A 17,147-nucleotide genomic window follows, 5' to 3' on the forward strand; every position below is an offset into this window, starting at 1 on the left:
CAGACTCCTGAGGATTTACTTTACGCCGCGCCACCAAGGCTGTCCGGCCTGCGGTTGTTTGAGGCTGACGGCTTCGCCTATCTGCGGTGTCGTCAGCGAGACGCGCTGCTGTGCGGCCAGGGCCGCGATGCGCTCGAACGGCGCCTGCCATCGGTGCAGGCCGAGATCGAAGGTCCCGTTGTGGACCGGCAGCAGCCAGGCGCCCTTGACGTCCGCAAACGCCTGCAGGGTTTCCTCGGGCTGCATGTGGACGTCCGGCCACTGCTTATCGTAGGCGCCGTTTTCGATGATGGCCACGTCGAACGGCCCATACTTGGCGCCGATCTCCTTGAAGCCGCCAAAGTATCCGCTGTCGCCGCTGTAGAACAGGCGCACGTCGCCATGCATGAAGACCCACGAAGCCCACAGGGTGGCGTTGCCGTCGGTAAGGCTGCGTCCCGAGAAGTGTTTGGCGGGCGTGGCCACGAAGCGCAGGCCGTCGATTTCGCCGCCCTCCCACCAGTCGAACTGCTGCACCTTCGCCGCATCCACGCCCCAGTCGACCAGGCGCTCGCCGACGCCGAGCGGCGTGAGGAAGAACTGCGTCTTTTTCGCCAGCGCCTTGATGGTGGCGTGGTCGAGGTGATCGTAGTGGTCGTGTGAGATGAAGACCCCCTTGATCGGCGGCAGTTCCTCGATGCTGATCGGCGCCTCATGGAAGCGCGCCGGGCCGGCCCATTGCACGGGCGAGGCGCGTTTCGAGAAGACCGGGTCGAGCAGGTAGAACTCGCCCCCGAGCTTGATCAGGGTGCTCGAGTGCCCGAGGCGGTACAGCGTGTTGTCGGGTGCGGCCAGGAGCGCACTCCTGGTCATGGCCCGAACCGGTATCGCGCCCGCGGGCACGGTGCCCTCGGGTGCGTTGAACATGAAGTCCCATATGAGGCGCGCCATTTCGGTGGCACTGTGCTCGGGCATCGGGTCGGCGTTGTGGAACTGGCCCTCGCGGAACTGGGGCGACGCGTGCCTGGTGCCGGACGCCGAGGTCGCCGCGAACACGGACACACCCAGCAACAGGCCGCTCAGGATGGCGACGATCAGGGGACGCATGGTCCGGCGCCTTCGCACTGCGCTCCATACCTCTGCGGGCTCTGCAGGACGAGCGCGCGGATGTCGCTCGACTCGAGCACCCGCACCGATGCGCCGCGGCGCAATAGGCCAAGCATCGCTTCGCCCAGTAACTGCGTGCTCAGCACCGCGCCGGGCGCAATCCAGCGCAGCAGCGGCAGCACGGGAGCGAGGATGCGGTACAGCACGCGGTAGGAACGGGTCTTCGAGCGCGCGCCGTGCAGCGGCTGAATCAGGGCCGGGCGCAGGATGAAGCTGTTGGCGAACGGCAGGCGCAGGATCGCGTTTTCGGTCTGTCCGCGCACCCGGGCCCACATGCGCCCGTTGCGCTCCGTACTGTCGGCGCCGGCGCCGGACACGTAAACAAAGACCATGCGCTCATTCATGGCGAGCAGCTTGTTGGCCACCGCCAGCGTCAAGCCGTACGTGAACTTCTTGTACGCCTCGGCGGACATGCCGGCGGAGCTGGCGCCGATGCAGAAGAAACAGCCGCTCACGTCTTTCAGCTGGGCGCGGTGCAAGCTCAGGTCGAGCAGGTCATCGACGACGATCTGGCGCAGTTTCGGGTGGTTCGGCGCCAGCGCCTGGCGCACGACGACGATCACCTCGGTGACGTCGGGTGCCAGCAGACTTTCGCGCAGCGCGCCCTGTCCCACCATCCCACTCGCTCCAAACACCAGAATCTTCATGCCGCTCTCCAAATTAAACGTGTACCGCTTTCCAACTAACTAGTTGGTTGATATACTGTAGGCTGCAATCCCCAGGTTGTCAACCAACTAGTTGGTTTATTTTTGAGTCAAACCGGAGCGAAAATGAGAAACCCCGAAGAGACCAGGCGCCGCCTGCTCGAGGCCGCGACGGCGGAGTTTGCCGCCTACGGCATTGCCGGGGCGCGCGTCGACCGTATCGCGGACGCAGCAGGCTGCAACAAGCAGTCGATTTATGGCTATTTCGGCAGCAAGGATGGCTTGTTCGAAGCGGTGCTGGACGCGATCGTGGCGCGCGCGGTGTCCGAAGTGCCAGTCGACGCCAACGACCTGGCGGGCTATGCGGGGCGCGTCTTCGACTGGTATGGCGATAATCCCGAGGTGCTGCGCCTGTGGAACTGGATGCAGCTCGAACAGGGCGACCCCAAGCAGATGAGCGAGGCCATGCTCGCGGCCCGTACCGACAAGCGCGAGAAGGTGCGCGCCGCGCAGCAGGCCGGCGTCATCACGGACGCCATCCCGGCTGAACAGCTGCTCGGTTTCGTCAACCGCCTGGCGTCGACCCAGATCGACTATTGCAGTCTCGATTCCTGCGAACGCAGCGCGCTGCGCGCGTCCCTGGTGGAAGCGGTGCGGCGCTTGGTCGCACCTTGACTGAAAGGCGCGTACGGCAGCCGGTCAAGGCAATCGGGCAGCTTTGGTGTCTTATACGATGCGCTGCCAGGCGTTGACGCTGGCCGCTCCCGCATGCGCGCATACCAGGCGCGCATCGCTATATAAAACCGCAGTGGATCGCCACGACAATTGTAGACTCCTAAGCCATAATTCTGGGCACAAAATCTCTCGGGCATGCACGAGCTGACGCCTTGAACGATGACGAAAGCCGTTGACCATTCACTCGGAATGATCAACGGCTTTCAGTTTTCATTTCAAAATCAGTTGCTTAGAGGACTCCGGTCACTCCCACTCAATCGTCGCCGGCGGCTTCCCCGAAATATCATAAACAACGCGATTAATCCCGCGCACTTCATTGATGATCCGGTTCGACACCTTGCCCAGCAGCGTGTGCGGCAAATGCGCCCACTGCGCCGTCATGAAGTCCAGCGTCTGCACCGCGCGCAGGGCGACCACGTACTCGTAAGTACGGCCGTCACCCATCACGCCCACCGACTTCACCGGCAGGAACACGGCAAACGCCTGGCTCGTCGCTTCGTACCAGTTCACCGGCGCTTTGCCGGCATCGATGCCGGCCACCGGCGGCAGTTCGAACGGGGTGTTGCGCAGTTCTTCGATAAAGATGGCGTCGGCTTCGCGCAGCAGGTCGGCGAATTCCTTCTTGACTTCACCCAGGATGCGCACGCCCAGGCCCGGGCCCGGGAACGGATGGCGGTAGACCATGTCGTGCGGCAAGCCGAGGGCGACGCCGAGTTTGCGCACTTCGTCCTTGAACAGTTCGCGCAGCGGTTCCAGCAATTGGAGGTTCAGCGTTTCCGGCAGGCCGCCCACGTTGTGGTGGCTCTTGATGGTCTGGCCCTTCTTGCCCTTGCCGGCCGATTCGATCACGTCCGGGTAGATCGTGCCTTGCGCCAGCCATTTCGCGTTCGTCAGCTTGCCGGCTTCGACCTGGAACACTTCGACGAATTCGCGGCCGATGATCTTGCGCTTTTGTTCCGGGTCGTTCACGCCGGCCAGGTGGCCGAGGAACTGGTCTTCGGCGTCGATGCGGATGACCTTGACGCCCAGGTTCTTGGCGAACATGTTCATCACCATCTTGCCCTCGTCCTTGCGCAAGAGTCCATGATCGACGAAGACGCAGGTCAGCTGGTCGCCGATCGCGCGGTGGATCAGGGCTGCGGCGACGCTCGAATCGACGCCGCCCGAGAGACCCAGGATGACGTCATCCGTGCCGACATGCGCGCGGATTTTTTCGACCGCTTCGCCGATGTAGTCCGGCATGTTCCAGTCGGATTTGCAGCCGCAGATGTCGTGCACAAAGCGGCCGATGATGGCTTCGCCTTGCGTCGTGTGCGTGACTTCGGGATGGAACTGCAGCGCGTAGAAACCGCGCTCTTCGTCGGCCATGGCGGCGACGGGGCAGGAATCGGTGCTGCCCATCAGCTTGAACCCTTCCGGCATGTCGAGCACCTTGTCGCCGTGGCTCATCCAGACTTTGAGCATGCCGTGGCCTTCATCGGTGATGAAGTCGTTGATGCCGTTCAGCAGTTTGGTGTGGCCGCGGGCGCGCACTTCGGCGTAGCCGAATTCGCGCAGCTTGCCGTTTTCCACTTTACCGCCGAGCTGGGCGGCCATGGTTTGCATGCCGTAGCAGATGCCCAGCACCGGGACGCCGAGTTCGAACACGGCTTGCGGGGCGCGTGGCGAGTCGCCTTCCAGGGTCGAATTATGGCTGCCGGAGAGGATGACGCCGGAGGCGCCGTAGGCACGCACGAAGTCGTCACTGACGTCATACGGGAAGACTTCGGAGAAGACGCCGGCGTCGCGCACGCGGCGGGCGATGAGTTGGGTGACCTGGGAGCCGAAGTCGAGGATGAGGATTTTGGAGTGCATTGAGGCAGTCAAAAAATAAGAATTTTGTGGTCGCGGGTGGCCGATCAAGGTCAGCCACAGAAGCAAATGCTAAAAGCGGCCGTCTCCGGCCGCTTTTCACTTACTCCGAACGGTAGTTCGGCGCTTCCTTGGTGATCTGGACGTCGTGGACATGCGATTCGCGCATGCCGGCCGAGGTGATCTCGACGAATTCCGCCTTTTCGCGCAGTTCGTCGATGGTCGCGCAGCCGCAGTAACCCATCGACTGACGCACGCCGCCGACCAGTTGATAGATGATCGCAAGCACGCTGCCTTTGTAGGCGACGCGGCCTTCGATGCCTTCCGGTACGAACTTGTCGGCTTTCGCCGTCGCATCCTGGAAGTAGCGGTCGGCCGAGCCCTCGGCCATCGCGCCCAGGCTGCCCATGCCGCGGTAGGACTTGTAGCTGCGGCCCTGGTACAGGATGACTTCGCCCGGCGCTTCTTCGGTGCCGGCAAACATCGAGCCCATCATGACGGTCGAAGCGCCCGCTGCGAGTGCCTTCGAAATGTCGCCCGAGAAACGGATGCCGCCGTCGGCGATGCAGGGCACGCCGCTGCCGGCGAGTGCTTCGGCCACGTTCGAAATCGCGGTGATTTGCGGCACGCCGACGCCGGCAACGATACGGGTGGTGCAGATGGAACCAGGGCCGATACCGACTTTCACGGCGTCAGCCCCATGTTCGACCAGCGCCAGGGCGGCGGCGGCGGTGGCGATGTTGCCGCCAATGACATCCACGTGCGGGTAGCGGTCCTTGATCCACTTCACGCGATCCAGAATGCCTTGCGAGTGGCCGTGGGCGGTGTCGACCACGAGCACGTCCACGCCAGCGGCGACGAGCAGCTCGATGCGCTCTTCGTCGCGCTGGCTGACGCCCACCGCCGCCCCGACGAGCAGCTTGCCCTGCGCATCCTTCGATGCGAAGGGGTGCTCGTGCGACTTCATGATGTCTTTCACGGTGATCAGGCCGCGCAGCTCGAACTCGTCGTTAACGACCAGCACGCGCTCGAGGCGGTGCTTGTTCATCAGGCGCTTGGCTTCTTCGGTGTTCGCTTCCTCGTTCACATACACCAGCTTTTCGCGCGGGGTCATCTTGGTGCGCGCCTCGGCGTCGAGGTCTTCTTCGAAACGCAAGTCGCGGTTGGTGATGATGCCGACCACCTGCTTGCCTTCAACGACGGGGAAGCCGGAGAAGCCGTGCTGGTGCTGGAGGGCGATGACGTCGCGGATTTTCATGCTTGGAGGCACAATGATCGGGTCGCGGAGCACGCCGGCCTCGAAACGTTTTACACGCGCCACTTCACGCGCCTGGTCCTTCGGACCGAGGTTCTTGTGGATGATGCCGATGCCGCCCTCCTGCGCCATCGCGATCGCCAGACGGGCTTCCGTCACGGTATCCATCGCCGCCGACAGCAGCGGGATATTGAGCGTGATGTTGCGGGTCAGCTTGGTGCGAAGGGAGGTATCGGCCGGAAGAACGTTGGAGTAGGCCGGGACGAGCAGCACATCATCGAACGTGAGTGCTTTTTGAAGTAAACGCATAGCATTTTCCTATAGGCGCAAAAGCGAATTATACAGAATGCAGCGAACCCCGTCGCACGTCGCCAAAAAAAGACCATTCGCTTTTCCCGCATTGACAGCCCTGGTGAATCGTGGAGAATCCCTAAGTTAGTTACCACAGGAAATATTTCGACCATGTCTTCAGCTCTCCGCCCCCGCTTGTCCCGGCTCGCCACCCTGCTCTTGTTCTGCTGTGCCGGCGCCGCACAGGCCCAGTTCGTCTGGATTGGCCCGAACGGCACGCGCCAGTACTCGGACCAGCCGCCACCGCCCGGCACGCCGCCATCGAAGGTCCTGAAAGCACCCGGTCGCCCCGCGCCGGCACAGGACTTGCCGCAAGCCGCGGCCGCCGTCGATACCGTCAAGCCGAAGGCGCCGCCGACGCTGGCCGAGCGCGATGCCGACTACCGCAAGCGCGCCAAGGAGCGCGAGGAAACGGAACGCAAAGCGCAGCTCGCCTCACAAAGGGCGGTCGCGCAGGCCGCGTATTGCGAGGGCGTACGCAAGGACAAGCGCCTGATCGAATCGGGCATCCGCATCGCCGACATCGGCCCGGATGGCGAGCAGCGTTACCTGAGCGACGCCGAACGGACGGCGCGCAGCGAACGCATCGCCCAACAGATGAGCGAATGCCTCTAGTTTCAAGTGTCGGAATTCCTTACAGCTGAGATTTGGAATTTTTAATGCCACAAATAACTTGTTGTTTCTATTAAATAAATTTTCCTGGCACGGTAATTGCTAATTCTGCCACATTACTTACCAAATGGAAAATTTCATGAAACACTTGACCACAACTCTCGCCGCTGCCCTCGCCTTCACCTTCGCCGCCTCGGCCCAGGCCGCGCCTATTCCTTATGCCAATGAAGGCACCGAGAGTAATGTGCAGTATGAATTCCGTGCGGCGGCGACCGGCGACGTGGTCGCCTATTTCGCCGGCTCCGATGCTTCCTACATGAATGAAATCGCCTTGCTGGTGAATGGTGTCGATACCGGAATCCGCGGCCTCAACAATCAAACCTCCGTGTACGGACAGATGCTGAACTTCGGCCTCGTCAGCGCCGGTGACCGCCTGGTGTTCAAGCTTGTCAACCTGAACCCGGCCGATGTCGGCCCGTTCTACTCCGACCGCTCGCTCAATTCCGACGGCTTCAATCACATCTATTCGGCCGCGTACGGTGGCGACGGCGAGATTCCTGCCGGTATCGCCGTCGGATTCGAGGACCTGCGCAATGGCGGCGACTTCGACTACAACGACGAAAATTTCGTGTTCGTGAATGTGGCCAACGCGACCGATGTGCCTGAACCGGCATCGATCGCCCTGCTCCTGGCCGGCGTTGCGGGCCTGGGCATGAGCCGCCGCGCGAAGCGCGCACGCAAGGCCTGAACCTCGTTCAGAACCTGCTCTCACTGCGCCCGCCGGTGCGCTCGACGCGCGCCGGCACCGGCGCACTGACCACCCGATTGCGCCCGCCGGCCTTGGCGGCATACAGCGCGGCGTCGGCCCGCGCCATCAGGTCGACGAGTGTTTCGTCCCGCGCCAGCGTCGCCACCCCGATACTCACCGTATAGCCGATCCGAATGGTCGACGGCGCCTGGTGCAGCGCACTGTCGAGCGCGGTGCGCAGGCGCGCCGCGACGTCCAGCGCCGTCTGGAGGTTGGCGTCGGGCAGCAGCACGGCAAATTCCTCGCCTCCCGTCCGGGCGCAATAATCGATCTTGCGAATGATTTCCTGTGCCTGCGCCACCATGGCGCGCAACACCCGGTCGCCCGTTGCATGGCCATGGGTGTCGTTGATGCGCTTGAAATGGTCGGCATCGAACACCAGCAGCGACAGCGGGCCTCCCTTGCGCTCAGCACGTGCGTGCTCGTGCTCGGCAAACCTGAAAAATGCCCGGCGCGACCAGGCGCCGGTGAGGTGGTCGTGGTCGGCGGCGTAGGCGGTCTCGAAGAGCACCTTGGCATTGGCCATCATCACCGCACCCAGCGTCACCGCCGGCAGCGCGAGCGTGCCGAGGGCCACGAAGGCCAGGTTCCAGGCCGCGGCATCGTCGGATGCGGAAGGCGCCCAGCTTTGCACCGCATAAAAAGCGCCGCGGAAGGCATGGGCCGCGCCCAGCACGAAGGCGGCCGCACAGGTGAAGCCGAACGGGTAGCGCAGGCGTGGCTCGACGCTGTGCCCGATGCTGGCGGCGATGCCGAAACATACCGCGGCGTGATAGATCGACACGCTCACAATGCGCAGCGGGACCGAGTCGATGAGGTAGTGAAAGACGGCGACGCCGCCGAGGGCCAGCACGCCACCCAGAACCAGCGGCAGCGTCGACACGGGCAGGGACAGGTGGCGCCGAAAGCCCAGGTACATCAGCGCAATCGTGACCAGCAGCAGGCCGTTCGCCACCTCGATCGACAGGACGTCGGGCACGACGCCGCGCGCAGCGAACAGCAACAGGCCCAGGACCGCGATGCCGTTCGCCTGCGCCCATTCGCGCACGCCGGCCACCTTGCTGTCGATAAGCGAGGTCAGCACGAACAGCATGACCACCGACAAAGCGGTCGTGACCAACAGGAGAATCAGGGCAATGGGCATCGGGGCATGGCGGATGGCAGCGAGCCCATGTTAGCAAAGAATGCCCTGCAGTACAGTTTCAGTAAGAACGCTGTAACGACAGATGGTGTCTCAGGTGGCCGGCCTGGACGCGGAGGCGTCTTTTTTGGCGGCGCGTTTGCGGCGCGAATCCTTGGGATCGGCCACCAGCGGGCGGTAGAGCTCGATGCGGTCGCGCGCGCGCAAGACCGTGTCGAGCGTCTTCTTTTTGGCAAAGATGCCGACCGGCTGGGTCACCAGGTTGATCTCCGGGAAGGCGGCGAGGACACCACTCGCTTCAATCGCCTGGCCGACCGTCGTGCCTGGCGCGACCGCGAGGGGAAACAGAAATTCCTGCATTGGCGTCGCATAACAGACGACGACCTCCAGCTTCTCAGCCATACACCGTCTCGGCGCGCTTGCAGAAGGAATCGACCATGCTGTTGGCGATCATGCCGAACACCGGTCCGACCAGCTGTTCGAGGATAATGCTGGAGAATTCGTAATGCATGTCGAAATCGATCTTGCAGGCATCGGCGCGCAGTGCCTTGAAGTTCCAGGTGCCTTCCAACACTTTGAACGGACCGTCGACCAGGTGCATCTTCATCTGCGTCGGGCGCATGTTGTGGTTCGAGGTGGTAAAGCTTTGCTTCACGCCATGGAAATTGATGGCCAGGCTAGCCATCAGCTTGTCCTCGCCGCGCTCGATCACTTTGACGCCGCCGCACCAGGGGAGGAACTTCGGATAATCTTCCACTTTCGCCACCAGATCGAACATCTGTTCGGCGCTATAGCCCAAGAAAACTGATTTGTGCACTACTTCCATTGGTCAACCGTTTGTTATGATGTTGGACAAGTTGCAATCTGCGCCCTTCCCGGGCGCGACAGCTATAGTTTAACCGACCCGGGGATTTTCGCTATTTCATGAGCATCGCTGACAATAAAAAAGCATTTTTTGATTACTTCATCGAGGACCGCTACGAAGCGGGGATTGTGCTCGAGGGCTGGGAAGTCAAAGCCATTCGCGACGGACGCGTCAACATCAAGGAAGCCTACGTCGTCGTGCGTGGCGACGAGCTGTTCCTGTTCGGTTGCCACGTCAGTGCGCTCTCCACCGCCTCCTCGTTCAGTCACCCTGAAGCCCTGCGCACGCGCAAGTTACTGTTGCATCGCGCCGAAATCGACAAGCTGCGCGGCAAGGTCGAGCGCTCGGGCTATACGCTCGTGCCGCTCAACCTCCACTTCAAGGGCGGGCGCGTGAAGTGCGAAGTGGGCCTCGCCAAGGGCAAGAAGCAGCACGACAAGCGCGCGACCGAGAAGGACCGGGATGCCAAGCGCGAGGTGCAGGCGGCGATGAAGACGAACAAGCGCTGATTGCGACCGCGCCGGTGTGAACATCGGCGCGGCATGCACATGCACGTCAAGCGCGTGGAGTCGGGACTCCCCCCCTACGCCAGCTTGCTCGCCCGCCACGCCGCAAAGCTCAGCAGCAGCCCCACGCCGACCCCGCACGCCAGCTTGAACGCGCTATCGAACAGCATCGGCGCCACCAGCCCCGACACCAGCGCAAACGACATCATCTGGATAAACCCGAGCATCGACGAGGCCAGCCCTCGGTTGTCCGGAAACAGCCCCAGCGCGCTCATCTGGATTGCCGGCATCGCCACCGCGAGGCCGAAGGTATACATCGCCAGCGGCAGTACCGCCCATGGAATCGCCGCCGGGAAGAACGCGTTGTAGCCGATGTTGAGCACGGCAGCAAGCGCCATCGTGCCGAAGCCGATCCACTTCATGCGGCCAGGCGCCATGCCCGCCGCGCGCTTGCCGCCCCAGGCCGACCCGAGCACCATGCCGCCGATCAGCGGGATGAACATCCAGGCGAAGGCCGTCTCCGCCAGGCCGAGGATCACCATCACGAAGTTCGCCGCCGAGCCGATGTACAGCGACAGGCCGCCGAAGGCGAAGCCGACCGCCAGTGACAGGAGCAGGAATTGCGGGTGCCCCAGCACCTTCAGGTAGTTGCGCGCGATGCTGCCGAAATGAAAGGCGTGGCGCTTTTCGGGCGGCAGGCTTTCCGGCAGCAGGCGCAGCGTCAGCACGATCAGCAGTGCGCCGAACAGCGCCAGGAACAGGAAGGTCGAGCGCCAGCCGAAGTGCACATGCAGCCAGCCGCCCAGGATCGGTGCGATGGCCGGCGCCAGGCCGAACACCATCATCATGTTCGACATCATCTTTTGCGCTTCGGCGCCCTTGAGCCGGTCCTGCACGATGGCCTGGCCGACCACCGAACCGGCGCCCGCCGACAGCCCCTGCAGCGCACGGAAGGCCAGCAACCAGCCAAAGGTCGGGGCAAAGGCCGCGCCGACCGAGCCGATCGTGTACAGCACCAGCGAGACAAGGATCACGCGGCGCCGGCCGAAGGAATCGGACAGCGTGCCGTAGAACAGCATCATGAAGGCGAAGGTAAACAGGAAGACCGACAGGGTTTGCTGCACGGCCACCGGGCCGACGCCGAATTCGCGTCCGATGGCGGGCATCGAGGGCAGGTAGGTATCGATTGCAAGGGCGCCGGCCATGCCGAGGCAGGCCAGGACGACGGTGAGGGTTCTGTACATCAGGAGCTTTCAAAACATGGCGCGCCGTAACAGGCGGCGCGCGAGGCGGCGATTGTACCGAGTTTCCACGGCCCATGCCTGAGCTCGCCCTTCCGCAAACATCCCTTGTGCTTGGTCAGCGCTGTCCTACACTGAGTTATCCGCAATGGGTAAGCGTTTTACCCGCATTGCGGCAAGCCGACTTCGCGACACCCCGCTGACCCGCGCGGCGCCTGTCCCGAAAACTGACCAGTGCTTCGTGAAGGAACGATCATGCGACCCCTGTCTTCCCTGCTTCCCGCATCCCTCTTCGTGCTTGCTTCCGGCGCGCTCGCCCAGGCCCTGCCCTATCCGCAGGCTGAACCGCTCTCGACCGTACAGGTGACGGCGCAGCGGTCGGTCTGGCTCCGGGACGACCATGCCCGGCAGATCGCGGGCTACTACGCGATGTCGAATGGCTGGCAACTCAAGGTGCGGCCCTCGGCGCGTTTCATCGACGCCACCATCGACGGCCAGCCGCCGTTGCGGCTTCTCCATGTCGCGCCGGATAAATTTGTATCCAGCGACGGCAACGTGACCATGGAATTCAATCGCGGCGAGGCGGGCGACGAGATGTCGATGCGCTATGTACCGGACCCGCGCCTGGCACAGGTCGTCGTCATTTCGTCGAAGATGGCGCAGCGCTGAGCGCCGCCGGTGCAGACTTTTCAATGCCTTGTGAAGGAACGATCATGCGTCTTTTATCCATCCTGATTCCAGCATCCCTGCTTGCGCTCACTGCCGGCGCAGGTGCCCAGGATCTACCCTATCCAAGAACCGGCACGGAAGCGATGTCGACCGTGCAGGTGACGGCCCCGGCGAAGCCGGTCCTGATCCAGGACGACGAGGCCGAGGTGGTTACCGGAGCCTATGCAATGTCGAACGGCTGGCGCCTGAAAGTGGACACCGGGTCGCGCCACATCAACGCGACCATCGACAAGCAAAAGCCAATGCGGCTGCTTGCGGTAGCGCCATATAAATTCGCGTCCAGTGACGGCAATGTGACCATGGAATTTAACCGCGGTCCCTGGGGCGACGACATGGTGATGAGTTATGTACCCGATCCGCGCCTGGCCCAGGTGATCGTTATCTCTTCGAAGATGGCACAGCGCTGAGCGTCACTGACGCGTCTCGATCGCTTGGTGCTAGTCGCGCAGCGACATGCCGAAGCGATCGAAGCGCGGCGCGTAGTGACCGAGCATATCCGCCGACACCAGCACCCGCTCGGCGCGGCCGATCAGGAGCGCGCGCGGCACGAAGCCGATGTAGCGCGAATCGGCGCTGTTGTCGCGGTTATCCCCGAGCATCATGTACTGGCCGGGCGGCACCGTCACCGGTCCGAAATTGCGGGCGGGCGACTGCGCTTGCGGGATGAACTGGACGCGGCGCGCATGCCCGTCGACATGTTCGGAAAGGCGCAGCGCCGCAACCTGGCCCTGGCCCGCCGGCTCCATCACCTGCTGGACTTCGTCGTACCGTGCCTGCTGACCATTGATGATCAACAGCTCGTTGCGCAGCTCGACCACGTTGCCCGGCACTGCGACCAAACGCTTGATCAGGCGCGTCCCATCGACGGGGGAACTGAAGGTGACGACGTCGCCGCGCTGCGGTTCGCCCGTGTGCGTGATGACGTGGTCGGTCAGCGGCACCTTGACGTTGAATGCGAGGCGGTTGACGAAGACGACATCGCCTTCGAGGAGGTTGGGCCGCATCGAAGCCGAGGGAATCGGGTTCCAGTCCGCGACCGCCGTTCGGAACACGCCGAACAGCAACATGAACAATATAAAACCCTTGTTGGCGCGGATGAAGCCCTTCATTGCAGTCTCCCGATGTGATGGTTGGTGTCCACTTTATACGGGGCAATACTTTGGCGATGCTTAAGACTTCGGCAAGGTAAGGAAGGCTTCAGCAAGACTTAATGGAAGCAGCCGCGCAGGGTATGCCAGGCGCCGATCGCAACCGGCGCGCCGAGCGTGAAAGCGGACACGATGTCCCAGATCCCGTCGCCCAGCAGTGCGCTGATGAGGCCGATCGTGGTCAGCACGCCGAGCAGGACCGGCATTGCCCACAGGTGCGTGAAGCGGCGCTTCATTGACCCGTTCCCGAACGCACCAGGGCCGGCGGCACCAGATTCTCCCCTTGCGCGACAGCCAGCGCGTGTCGCTTCACCGCGCGGCCGCGTTGCACCCACAAGTACAAGCCGCTGCCGAGCACGATGATGGTCGCCACATCGAGCAGCGCCCACAGGAACTGCATCCAGGCGCCGCCGTAGTCGCCGAAGTGCAGCGGCTGCGAGATGAGCAAGGCCGTCAGGTACCAGGGCAGGTCGCGCTGGTCGGTGATCGCGCCGGTCTGGGCGTCGATCAACACCGGCTTGTACAGGCGCGAAGAGAAGGCCTCGTCCCCGCGCATGTAGACGCCGAAGTGATGGGGACTCGCGAAGGGCGTGCCCGGGAAGGCGACGAAGGCGACCTGCATGCCGGGGGCCGCGGCTTGCGCGGTGTTGACGGCCGCCTCCATCGAGGCCAGCCTGACCGGCGCCGCCGCACCTTTATACGGCTCGAGCATGTCGGCGATCTCGGTCGCCTGCCAGTACTTGAGCAGCACGTCGGCCCAGGTATTGACCATGCCGGTCGCGCCGACCACCAGCGCCCAGACCAGCGTGACGATGCCCAGTACATTGTGCAGATCCAGCCATTTCAGGCGTGCGGTGCGGCCATGGCGCACGGTGCCGAATTCGAGCTTGCGCATGAAGGGCGCGTACAGCACCACCCCGCTGATGATCGCCACGATCAGCAGCAGGCCCATGAAGCCGAGGAAAAGTTTACCCGGCAGCCCTGCGAACAGGTCGACGTGCAGGCGGAACATGGTCGACATGAAGGCGCCGCCCTCGAACGCCGGCTCCGTAATCACTTTCGCGGTGCGCGCATCGACCGCGATCGGCTTGTAGTGTTCGTCGGTCGGTGAATCGCCCAGGGTGACGTTCCAGATCGCCGGTTCGTCTGCCTCCTGCGACATGTACATCATGATCTTGTTCGGATACAGGGCGCGGCCGGCGGCAATCACGTCGTCGAGATTCGCGCGTCCGGCGCCCGGCGCGAGCGCGGGCGCCTCGACATCGTTGCCCAGCAGGTGGCCGATTTCGTGGTGATAGATCAGCGGCAGGCCCGTCAGGCACAGCAGGAGCATGAAGACGGTGCAGACCAGGCTGCTCCATTTGTGGATCCAAGACCAACGGCGTAGGGAGTGCGATGACATGGGATTCGGATTCGATGATGAGTCCAGATAATAATGGTTCTCATTTACAGTCGCAAGCTTTGCGCGCATAATAATGATACTTATTCTCATCTAACAGCCATTGTCCACCATGAACCAGCCCCGCTTCACGCTCACTCCCCTCGCCTTCGGTGCCTTCCTGCTGGCCGCCGGCCATGCCGCGGCCCAGACCACTGCGCCAGACACCACCGGCCAGCCGATGCAGACCGTGGTCGTGACGGCATCGGCCGACGCCTCGGCCCAGGGCTTGCCGAGCGATTACGCCGGGGGCCAGGTCGCGCGCGGCGGCCGCATTGGCCTCTTGGGCAATGTCGACATGATGGACACGCCCTTCAACACCACCAACTTCACCCACGCGCTGATCCAGGACCAGCAGGCCAAGAGCGTTGCCGACGTGGTGCAGAACGATCCGTCGGTGCGCGTTGCGCGCGGGTTCGGCAATTACCAGGAGCTGTACGTGATCCGCGGCTTCGCGGTCAATTCCGACGACCTGGCCTATAACGGCCTGTACGGCCTGCTGCCGCGCCAATTCGTCGCTTCGGAGTTGCTCGAACGCGTCGAAGTCTTCCGCGGCGCGAACAGCTTCGTGAACGGCGCGGCGCCGGGCGGCGGCGGGGTCGGCGGCATGATCAACCTGCTGCCCAAGCGCGCACCGAACAAGCCCTTGAACCAGGTCACGCTGGGCGTTGAAACCGGGGGCCAGGCCTACGGCGCCGCTGACCTTGCGCGCCGTTTCGGCCCCGAGAACCGCGCCGGTTTGCGCATCAATGCCGTGCGGCGCGAGGGCGAGACCGCGATCGAGGGCGAAGAGCGCGAGCTGAGTGTGTTCTCGATCGGTGCGGATTACCGGGGGCGCGGCTACCGCGTTTCAGCCGATGCGGGCTACCAGAACCACGCGCTGCGAATTGCCCGTCCGAGCGTGACGATCGCCGCCGGCCTGCCGATCATCGAAGCGCCCGACGCCGACAGCAACTGGGCCCAGCCCTGGACCGTGTCGAAAGAGCGCGACGTCTTCGGCACCCTGCGCGCAGAGGTCGACCTGCCGCATGGCGCGGTGGCCTGGGCAGCGCTCGGCGCACGCAAGGGCAACGAATCGAACATCCTGTCGTCCGCCACCGTCACCGGCCTTGACGGCAGCGCAACCATGACGCGTTTCGACAACGTGCGCGTCGACCGCGTGCGTACCGGCGAACTCGGCGCGCGCGGCCAGTTGCGCACCGGCACCGTCAAGCATGGCCTGTCGGCCACGGTGTCGGGTTTTTACATCGAGTCCTTGAATTCCTATGCGTTGAGCGACTTCGCGGGTTTTGCGACCAACATCTATCGTCCGGTCGCTAGCGCTGCGCCATCAAATGCCTTCTTCACCGGTGGCAACCTGGCCAATCCGGTGCGGACCCAGCGCAGCATCCTGACCAGCGCGGCCGTCGCCGATACGATGTCCTTTGCCGACGACAAGGTGCTGCTCACGCTCGGCCTGCGCCACCAGCGCATTCGCGACGCGGGCTACAACTATGGCAGCGGTTCCGTGCTGCCCGACTACGACGCGAGCGCCAACACGCCAGTCGCCGGTCTGGTTTACAAGCCGGTGCCGGGTCTGTCGCTGTACGCGAACTATATCGAAGCGCTGCAAAAGGGCACGGTCGCCAGCAACGGCGGCTTCGGTCCGCCGCTGACGAACCAGGGCGCCGTATTCGCTCCCTACACCTCGCGCCAGAAGGAAATCGGCGTGAAGGTCGATGCCGGCAAGTTCGGCGCCAGCGCCGCCCTGTTCACCACCGCGCAGCCGCTGGCCTATGTGGCGAACAATACTTTCGGTTTGTTCGGCGAGCAGCGCAACCGCGGGCTCGAACTGTCGGTATTCGGCATGCCGGCGCGCGGCCTGCGCCTGCTGGGCGGCGCCACCCTGCTCGACAGCCAGCAGCGCCGCAAGGTCGATGGTCTCACCGATGGCCGCGAAGCGATCGGCGTGCCGGAAATCCAGTTCAACCTTGGCGCCGACTGGGATGTGCCGGCCGTGTCGGGCCTGTCCCTGAATGCGCGTGCCGTCCACACCGGCACGCAGTTTGCCGACGCGACCAACCTGCAAAAGCTGCCCTCATGGAACCGCCTCGACATCGGCGCGACCTGGATGACGCGTCTGATGGAGCGCGACTTCACCCTGCGTGCGCGCATCGACAACGTCGCCGACAAGAACTACTGGGCATCAAGCGGCGGGTATCCGAACTTCGGCTACCTGGTGGCGGGTGGACCGCGCACGGTGACGGTGTCGGGGTCGATCGACTTCTGATGGACTCAAGCGGCCTGCGTGATTGTTCCTGCGAACATTCCCAGGCCCGCCGCCAACATCAGCAGAAACGCATACCCAAGGCAGCACAACAAGGCGCGCAGACGCCGGCCGCGCTCGCGGCTGCGCAACAGATAGACAGGAATGGCAACCGGCGCCAGGAAGACGATGCCCGCGTTCATCCAGCGTGAACGCCGGTAGGCGCGCAGGTCGCTGTCGAGCCGGTACCAGTAAAACGGCAGGAAATTCTGCAGGACGGCGAACAGCACCGTGGACACGAACAGCAGCCAGGGCCCGGGTGTGCGCTCTTCGCTCAGGCCCGCCACGAAAATCACGACCAGCAGCGTCCAAAGGACGTTGCGCGCGCGCTGTTTCTCCTCTGCTTCGCGCTGCCCGCTTCCCTCGACCACT

General features: G+C 63.5%; 19 protein-coding genes. 7 read left to right on the forward strand and 12 right to left on the reverse strand.

Annotated features, from left to right (window positions below; translation table 11 throughout):
- Nucleotides 1–15: 15 nt before the first annotated feature.
- Nucleotides 16–1,086, reverse strand: a complete 1,071-nt coding sequence (locus tag ACHAC9_RS02870) for an MBL fold metallo-hydrolase (protein WP_435756930.1) — start codon at nt 1,084–1,086, stop codon at nt 16–18.
- Entirely contained in the window at nt 1,074–1,793 is a 720-nt protein-coding gene (locus ACHAC9_RS02875) for an epimerase (RefSeq protein WP_435756932.1), read from the reverse strand. The genes ACHAC9_RS02870 and ACHAC9_RS02875 overlap by 13 nt, the downstream gene beginning before the upstream one ends.
- A 123-nt stretch (nt 1,794–1,916) precedes the next feature.
- Here ACHAC9_RS02875 and ACHAC9_RS02880 point away from each other — a divergent pair, with 123 nt between their 5' ends.
- Nucleotides 1,917–2,465 (forward strand): TetR family transcriptional regulator, encoded by a 549-nt coding sequence (locus ACHAC9_RS02880; protein WP_435756934.1) that lies wholly within the window; start codon nt 1,917–1,919, stop codon nt 2,463–2,465.
- Nucleotides 2,466–2,768: 303 nt separating this feature from the next.
- Here the strand turns inward: ACHAC9_RS02880 and guaA are convergent, their stop codons facing one another.
- Nucleotides 2,769–4,379 (reverse strand): glutamine-hydrolyzing GMP synthase, encoded by a 1,611-nt coding sequence (gene guaA / locus ACHAC9_RS02885; protein ID WP_435756936.1) that lies wholly within the window; start codon nt 4,377–4,379, stop codon nt 2,769–2,771.
- Nucleotides 4,380–4,479: 100 nt separating this feature from the next.
- Nucleotides 4,480–5,940 carry an IMP dehydrogenase gene (gene guaB, locus ACHAC9_RS02890; protein ID WP_435756938.1) on the reverse strand — a complete coding sequence of 487 codons (1,461 nt, stop codon included), beginning with the start codon at nt 5,938–5,940 and terminating at the stop codon, nt 4,480–4,482.
- 153 nt (nt 5,941–6,093) lie between these two features.
- On the opposite strand from guaB, the gene ACHAC9_RS02895 reads away from it, so the two are divergent.
- Both ACHAC9_RS02895 and ACHAC9_RS02900 read left to right on the forward strand, forming a co-directional pair.
- Nucleotides 6,094–6,597: a DUF4124 domain-containing protein gene (locus ACHAC9_RS02895; RefSeq protein ID WP_435756940.1), complete on the forward strand. Its 504-nt coding sequence runs from the start codon at nt 6,094–6,096 to the stop codon at nt 6,595–6,597.
- A gap of 136 nt (nt 6,598–6,733) precedes the next feature.
- On the forward strand, nt 6,734–7,342 hold the full coding sequence (locus tag ACHAC9_RS02900; RefSeq protein ID WP_435756942.1) for a DUF4114 domain-containing protein: 609 nt from the start codon (nt 6,734–6,736) through the stop codon (nt 7,340–7,342).
- Nucleotides 7,343–7,349: 7 nt separating this feature from the next.
- Here ACHAC9_RS02900 and ACHAC9_RS02905 read toward each other — a convergent pair whose 3' ends face one another.
- The 3 genes from ACHAC9_RS02905 to ACHAC9_RS02915 form a co-directional block, all read right to left on the reverse strand.
- Nucleotides 7,350–8,546 (reverse strand): diguanylate cyclase, encoded by a 1,197-nt coding sequence (locus ACHAC9_RS02905; RefSeq protein WP_435756944.1) that lies wholly within the window; start codon nt 8,544–8,546, stop codon nt 7,350–7,352.
- A gap of 90 nt (nt 8,547–8,636) precedes the next feature.
- Entirely contained in the window at nt 8,637–8,945 is a 309-nt protein-coding gene (locus tag ACHAC9_RS02910) for an RnfH family protein (RefSeq protein WP_435756946.1), read from the reverse strand.
- Entirely contained in the window at nt 8,938–9,369 is a 432-nt protein-coding gene (locus tag ACHAC9_RS02915; protein ID WP_435756948.1) for a type II toxin-antitoxin system RatA family toxin, read from the reverse strand. Before ACHAC9_RS02915 ends, ACHAC9_RS02910 begins: the two co-directional genes overlap by 8 nt.
- Nucleotides 9,370–9,467: 98 nt before the next feature.
- Between ACHAC9_RS02915 and smpB the strand changes: the two genes are divergently transcribed.
- Nucleotides 9,468–9,917, forward strand: a complete 450-nt coding sequence (gene smpB / locus ACHAC9_RS02920; protein WP_435756950.1) for an SsrA-binding protein SmpB — start codon at nt 9,468–9,470, stop codon at nt 9,915–9,917.
- 74 nt (nt 9,918–9,991) lie between these two features.
- On the opposite strand, the gene ACHAC9_RS02925 is transcribed toward smpB, so the two are convergent.
- On the reverse strand, nt 9,992–11,158 hold the full coding sequence (locus tag ACHAC9_RS02925) for a multidrug effflux MFS transporter (RefSeq protein WP_435756952.1): 1,167 nt from the start codon (nt 11,156–11,158) through the stop codon (nt 9,992–9,994).
- 252 nt (nt 11,159–11,410) lie between these two features.
- Here ACHAC9_RS02925 and ACHAC9_RS02930 point away from each other — a divergent pair, with 252 nt between their 5' ends.
- Both ACHAC9_RS02930 and ACHAC9_RS02935 read left to right on the forward strand, forming a co-directional pair.
- Complete coding sequence (locus tag ACHAC9_RS02930) at nt 11,411–11,824, forward strand: hypothetical protein (RefSeq protein ID WP_435756954.1); 414 nt, start codon at nt 11,411–11,413, stop codon at nt 11,822–11,824.
- A 44-nt stretch (nt 11,825–11,868) separates the two neighbouring features.
- Nucleotides 11,869–12,291 (forward strand): hypothetical protein, encoded by a 423-nt coding sequence (locus ACHAC9_RS02935; protein WP_435756956.1) that lies wholly within the window; start codon nt 11,869–11,871, stop codon nt 12,289–12,291.
- 30 nt (nt 12,292–12,321) lie between these two features.
- Here the strand turns inward: ACHAC9_RS02935 and lepB are convergent, their stop codons facing one another.
- From lepB to ACHAC9_RS02950, 3 genes are all read right to left on the reverse strand, one after another.
- Nucleotides 12,322–12,993 (reverse strand): signal peptidase I, encoded by a 672-nt coding sequence (gene lepB / locus ACHAC9_RS02940; protein WP_435756958.1) that lies wholly within the window; start codon nt 12,991–12,993, stop codon nt 12,322–12,324.
- 98 nt (nt 12,994–13,091) lie between these two features.
- The gene (locus tag ACHAC9_RS02945) at nt 13,092–13,268 is read right to left on the reverse strand and encodes a hypothetical protein (RefSeq protein ID WP_435756960.1); all 177 of its coding nucleotides are present in this window, start codon (nt 13,266–13,268) and stop codon (nt 13,092–13,094) included.
- Entirely contained in the window at nt 13,265–14,434 is a 1,170-nt protein-coding gene (locus tag ACHAC9_RS02950) for a PepSY-associated TM helix domain-containing protein (protein ID WP_435756962.1), read from the reverse strand. Before ACHAC9_RS02950 ends, ACHAC9_RS02945 begins: the two co-directional genes overlap by 4 nt.
- A 109-nt stretch (nt 14,435–14,543) precedes the next feature.
- Between ACHAC9_RS02950 and ACHAC9_RS02955 the strand changes: the two genes are divergently transcribed.
- Nucleotides 14,544–16,739 (forward strand): TonB-dependent receptor, encoded by a 2,196-nt coding sequence (locus tag ACHAC9_RS02955; RefSeq protein WP_435756964.1) that lies wholly within the window; start codon nt 14,544–14,546, stop codon nt 16,737–16,739.
- A gap of 5 nt (nt 16,740–16,744) precedes the next feature.
- On the opposite strand, the gene ACHAC9_RS02960 is transcribed toward ACHAC9_RS02955, so the two are convergent.
- Nucleotides 16,745–17,146 (reverse strand): hypothetical protein, encoded by a 402-nt coding sequence (locus ACHAC9_RS02960; RefSeq protein WP_435756966.1) that lies wholly within the window; start codon nt 17,144–17,146, stop codon nt 16,745–16,747.
- Between the last annotated feature and the right edge of the window lies 1 nt (nt 17,147).

Source organism: Massilia sp. CMS3.1 (assembly GCF_051262535.1).
GTDB lineage: Bacteria > Pseudomonadota > Gammaproteobacteria > Burkholderiales > Burkholderiaceae_D > Telluria.

Coding starts and splice junctions, on each gene's coding strand:
- ACHAC9_RS02875 (WP_435756932.1), bottom strand. CDS start 1,793: ATGAAGATTCTGGTGTTTGGAGCGAGTGGGATGGTGGGACAGGGCGCG.
- lepB (WP_435756958.1), bottom strand. CDS start 12,993: ATGAAGGGCTTCATCCGCGCCAACAAGGGTTTTATATTGTTCATGTTG.
- ACHAC9_RS02935 (WP_435756956.1), top strand. CDS start 11,869: ATGCGTCTTTTATCCATCCTGATTCCAGCATCCCTGCTTGCGCTCACT.
- ACHAC9_RS02910 (WP_435756946.1), bottom strand. CDS start 8,945: ATGGCTGAGAAGCTGGAGGTCGTCGTCTGTTATGCGACGCCAATGCAG.
- smpB (WP_435756950.1), top strand. CDS start 9,468: ATGAGCATCGCTGACAATAAAAAAGCATTTTTTGATTACTTCATCGAG.
- ACHAC9_RS02870 (WP_435756930.1), bottom strand. CDS start 1,086: ATGCGTCCCCTGATCGTCGCCATCCTGAGCGGCCTGTTGCTGGGTGTG.
- ACHAC9_RS02955 (WP_435756964.1), top strand. CDS start 14,544: ATGAACCAGCCCCGCTTCACGCTCACTCCCCTCGCCTTCGGTGCCTTC.
- ACHAC9_RS02905 (WP_435756944.1), bottom strand. CDS start 8,546: ATGCCCATTGCCCTGATTCTCCTGTTGGTCACGACCGCTTTGTCGGTG.
- ACHAC9_RS02900 (WP_435756942.1), top strand. CDS start 6,734: ATGAAACACTTGACCACAACTCTCGCCGCTGCCCTCGCCTTCACCTTC.
- ACHAC9_RS02930 (WP_435756954.1), top strand. CDS start 11,411: ATGCGACCCCTGTCTTCCCTGCTTCCCGCATCCCTCTTCGTGCTTGCT.
- guaA (WP_435756936.1), bottom strand. CDS start 4,379: ATGCACTCCAAAATCCTCATCCTCGACTTCGGCTCCCAGGTCACCCAA.
- ACHAC9_RS02915 (WP_435756948.1), bottom strand. CDS start 9,369: ATGGAAGTAGTGCACAAATCAGTTTTCTTGGGCTATAGCGCCGAACAG.
- ACHAC9_RS02925 (WP_435756952.1), bottom strand. CDS start 11,158: ATGTACAGAACCCTCACCGTCGTCCTGGCCTGCCTCGGCATGGCCGGC.
- ACHAC9_RS02895 (WP_435756940.1), top strand. CDS start 6,094: ATGTCTTCAGCTCTCCGCCCCCGCTTGTCCCGGCTCGCCACCCTGCTC.
- ACHAC9_RS02950 (WP_435756962.1), bottom strand. CDS start 14,434: ATGTCATCGCACTCCCTACGCCGTTGGTCTTGGATCCACAAATGGAGC.
- guaB (WP_435756938.1), bottom strand. CDS start 5,940: ATGCGTTTACTTCAAAAAGCACTCACGTTCGATGATGTGCTGCTCGTC.
- ACHAC9_RS02880 (WP_435756934.1), top strand. CDS start 1,917: ATGAGAAACCCCGAAGAGACCAGGCGCCGCCTGCTCGAGGCCGCGACG.
- ACHAC9_RS02945 (WP_435756960.1), bottom strand. CDS start 13,268: ATGAAGCGCCGCTTCACGCACCTGTGGGCAATGCCGGTCCTGCTCGGC.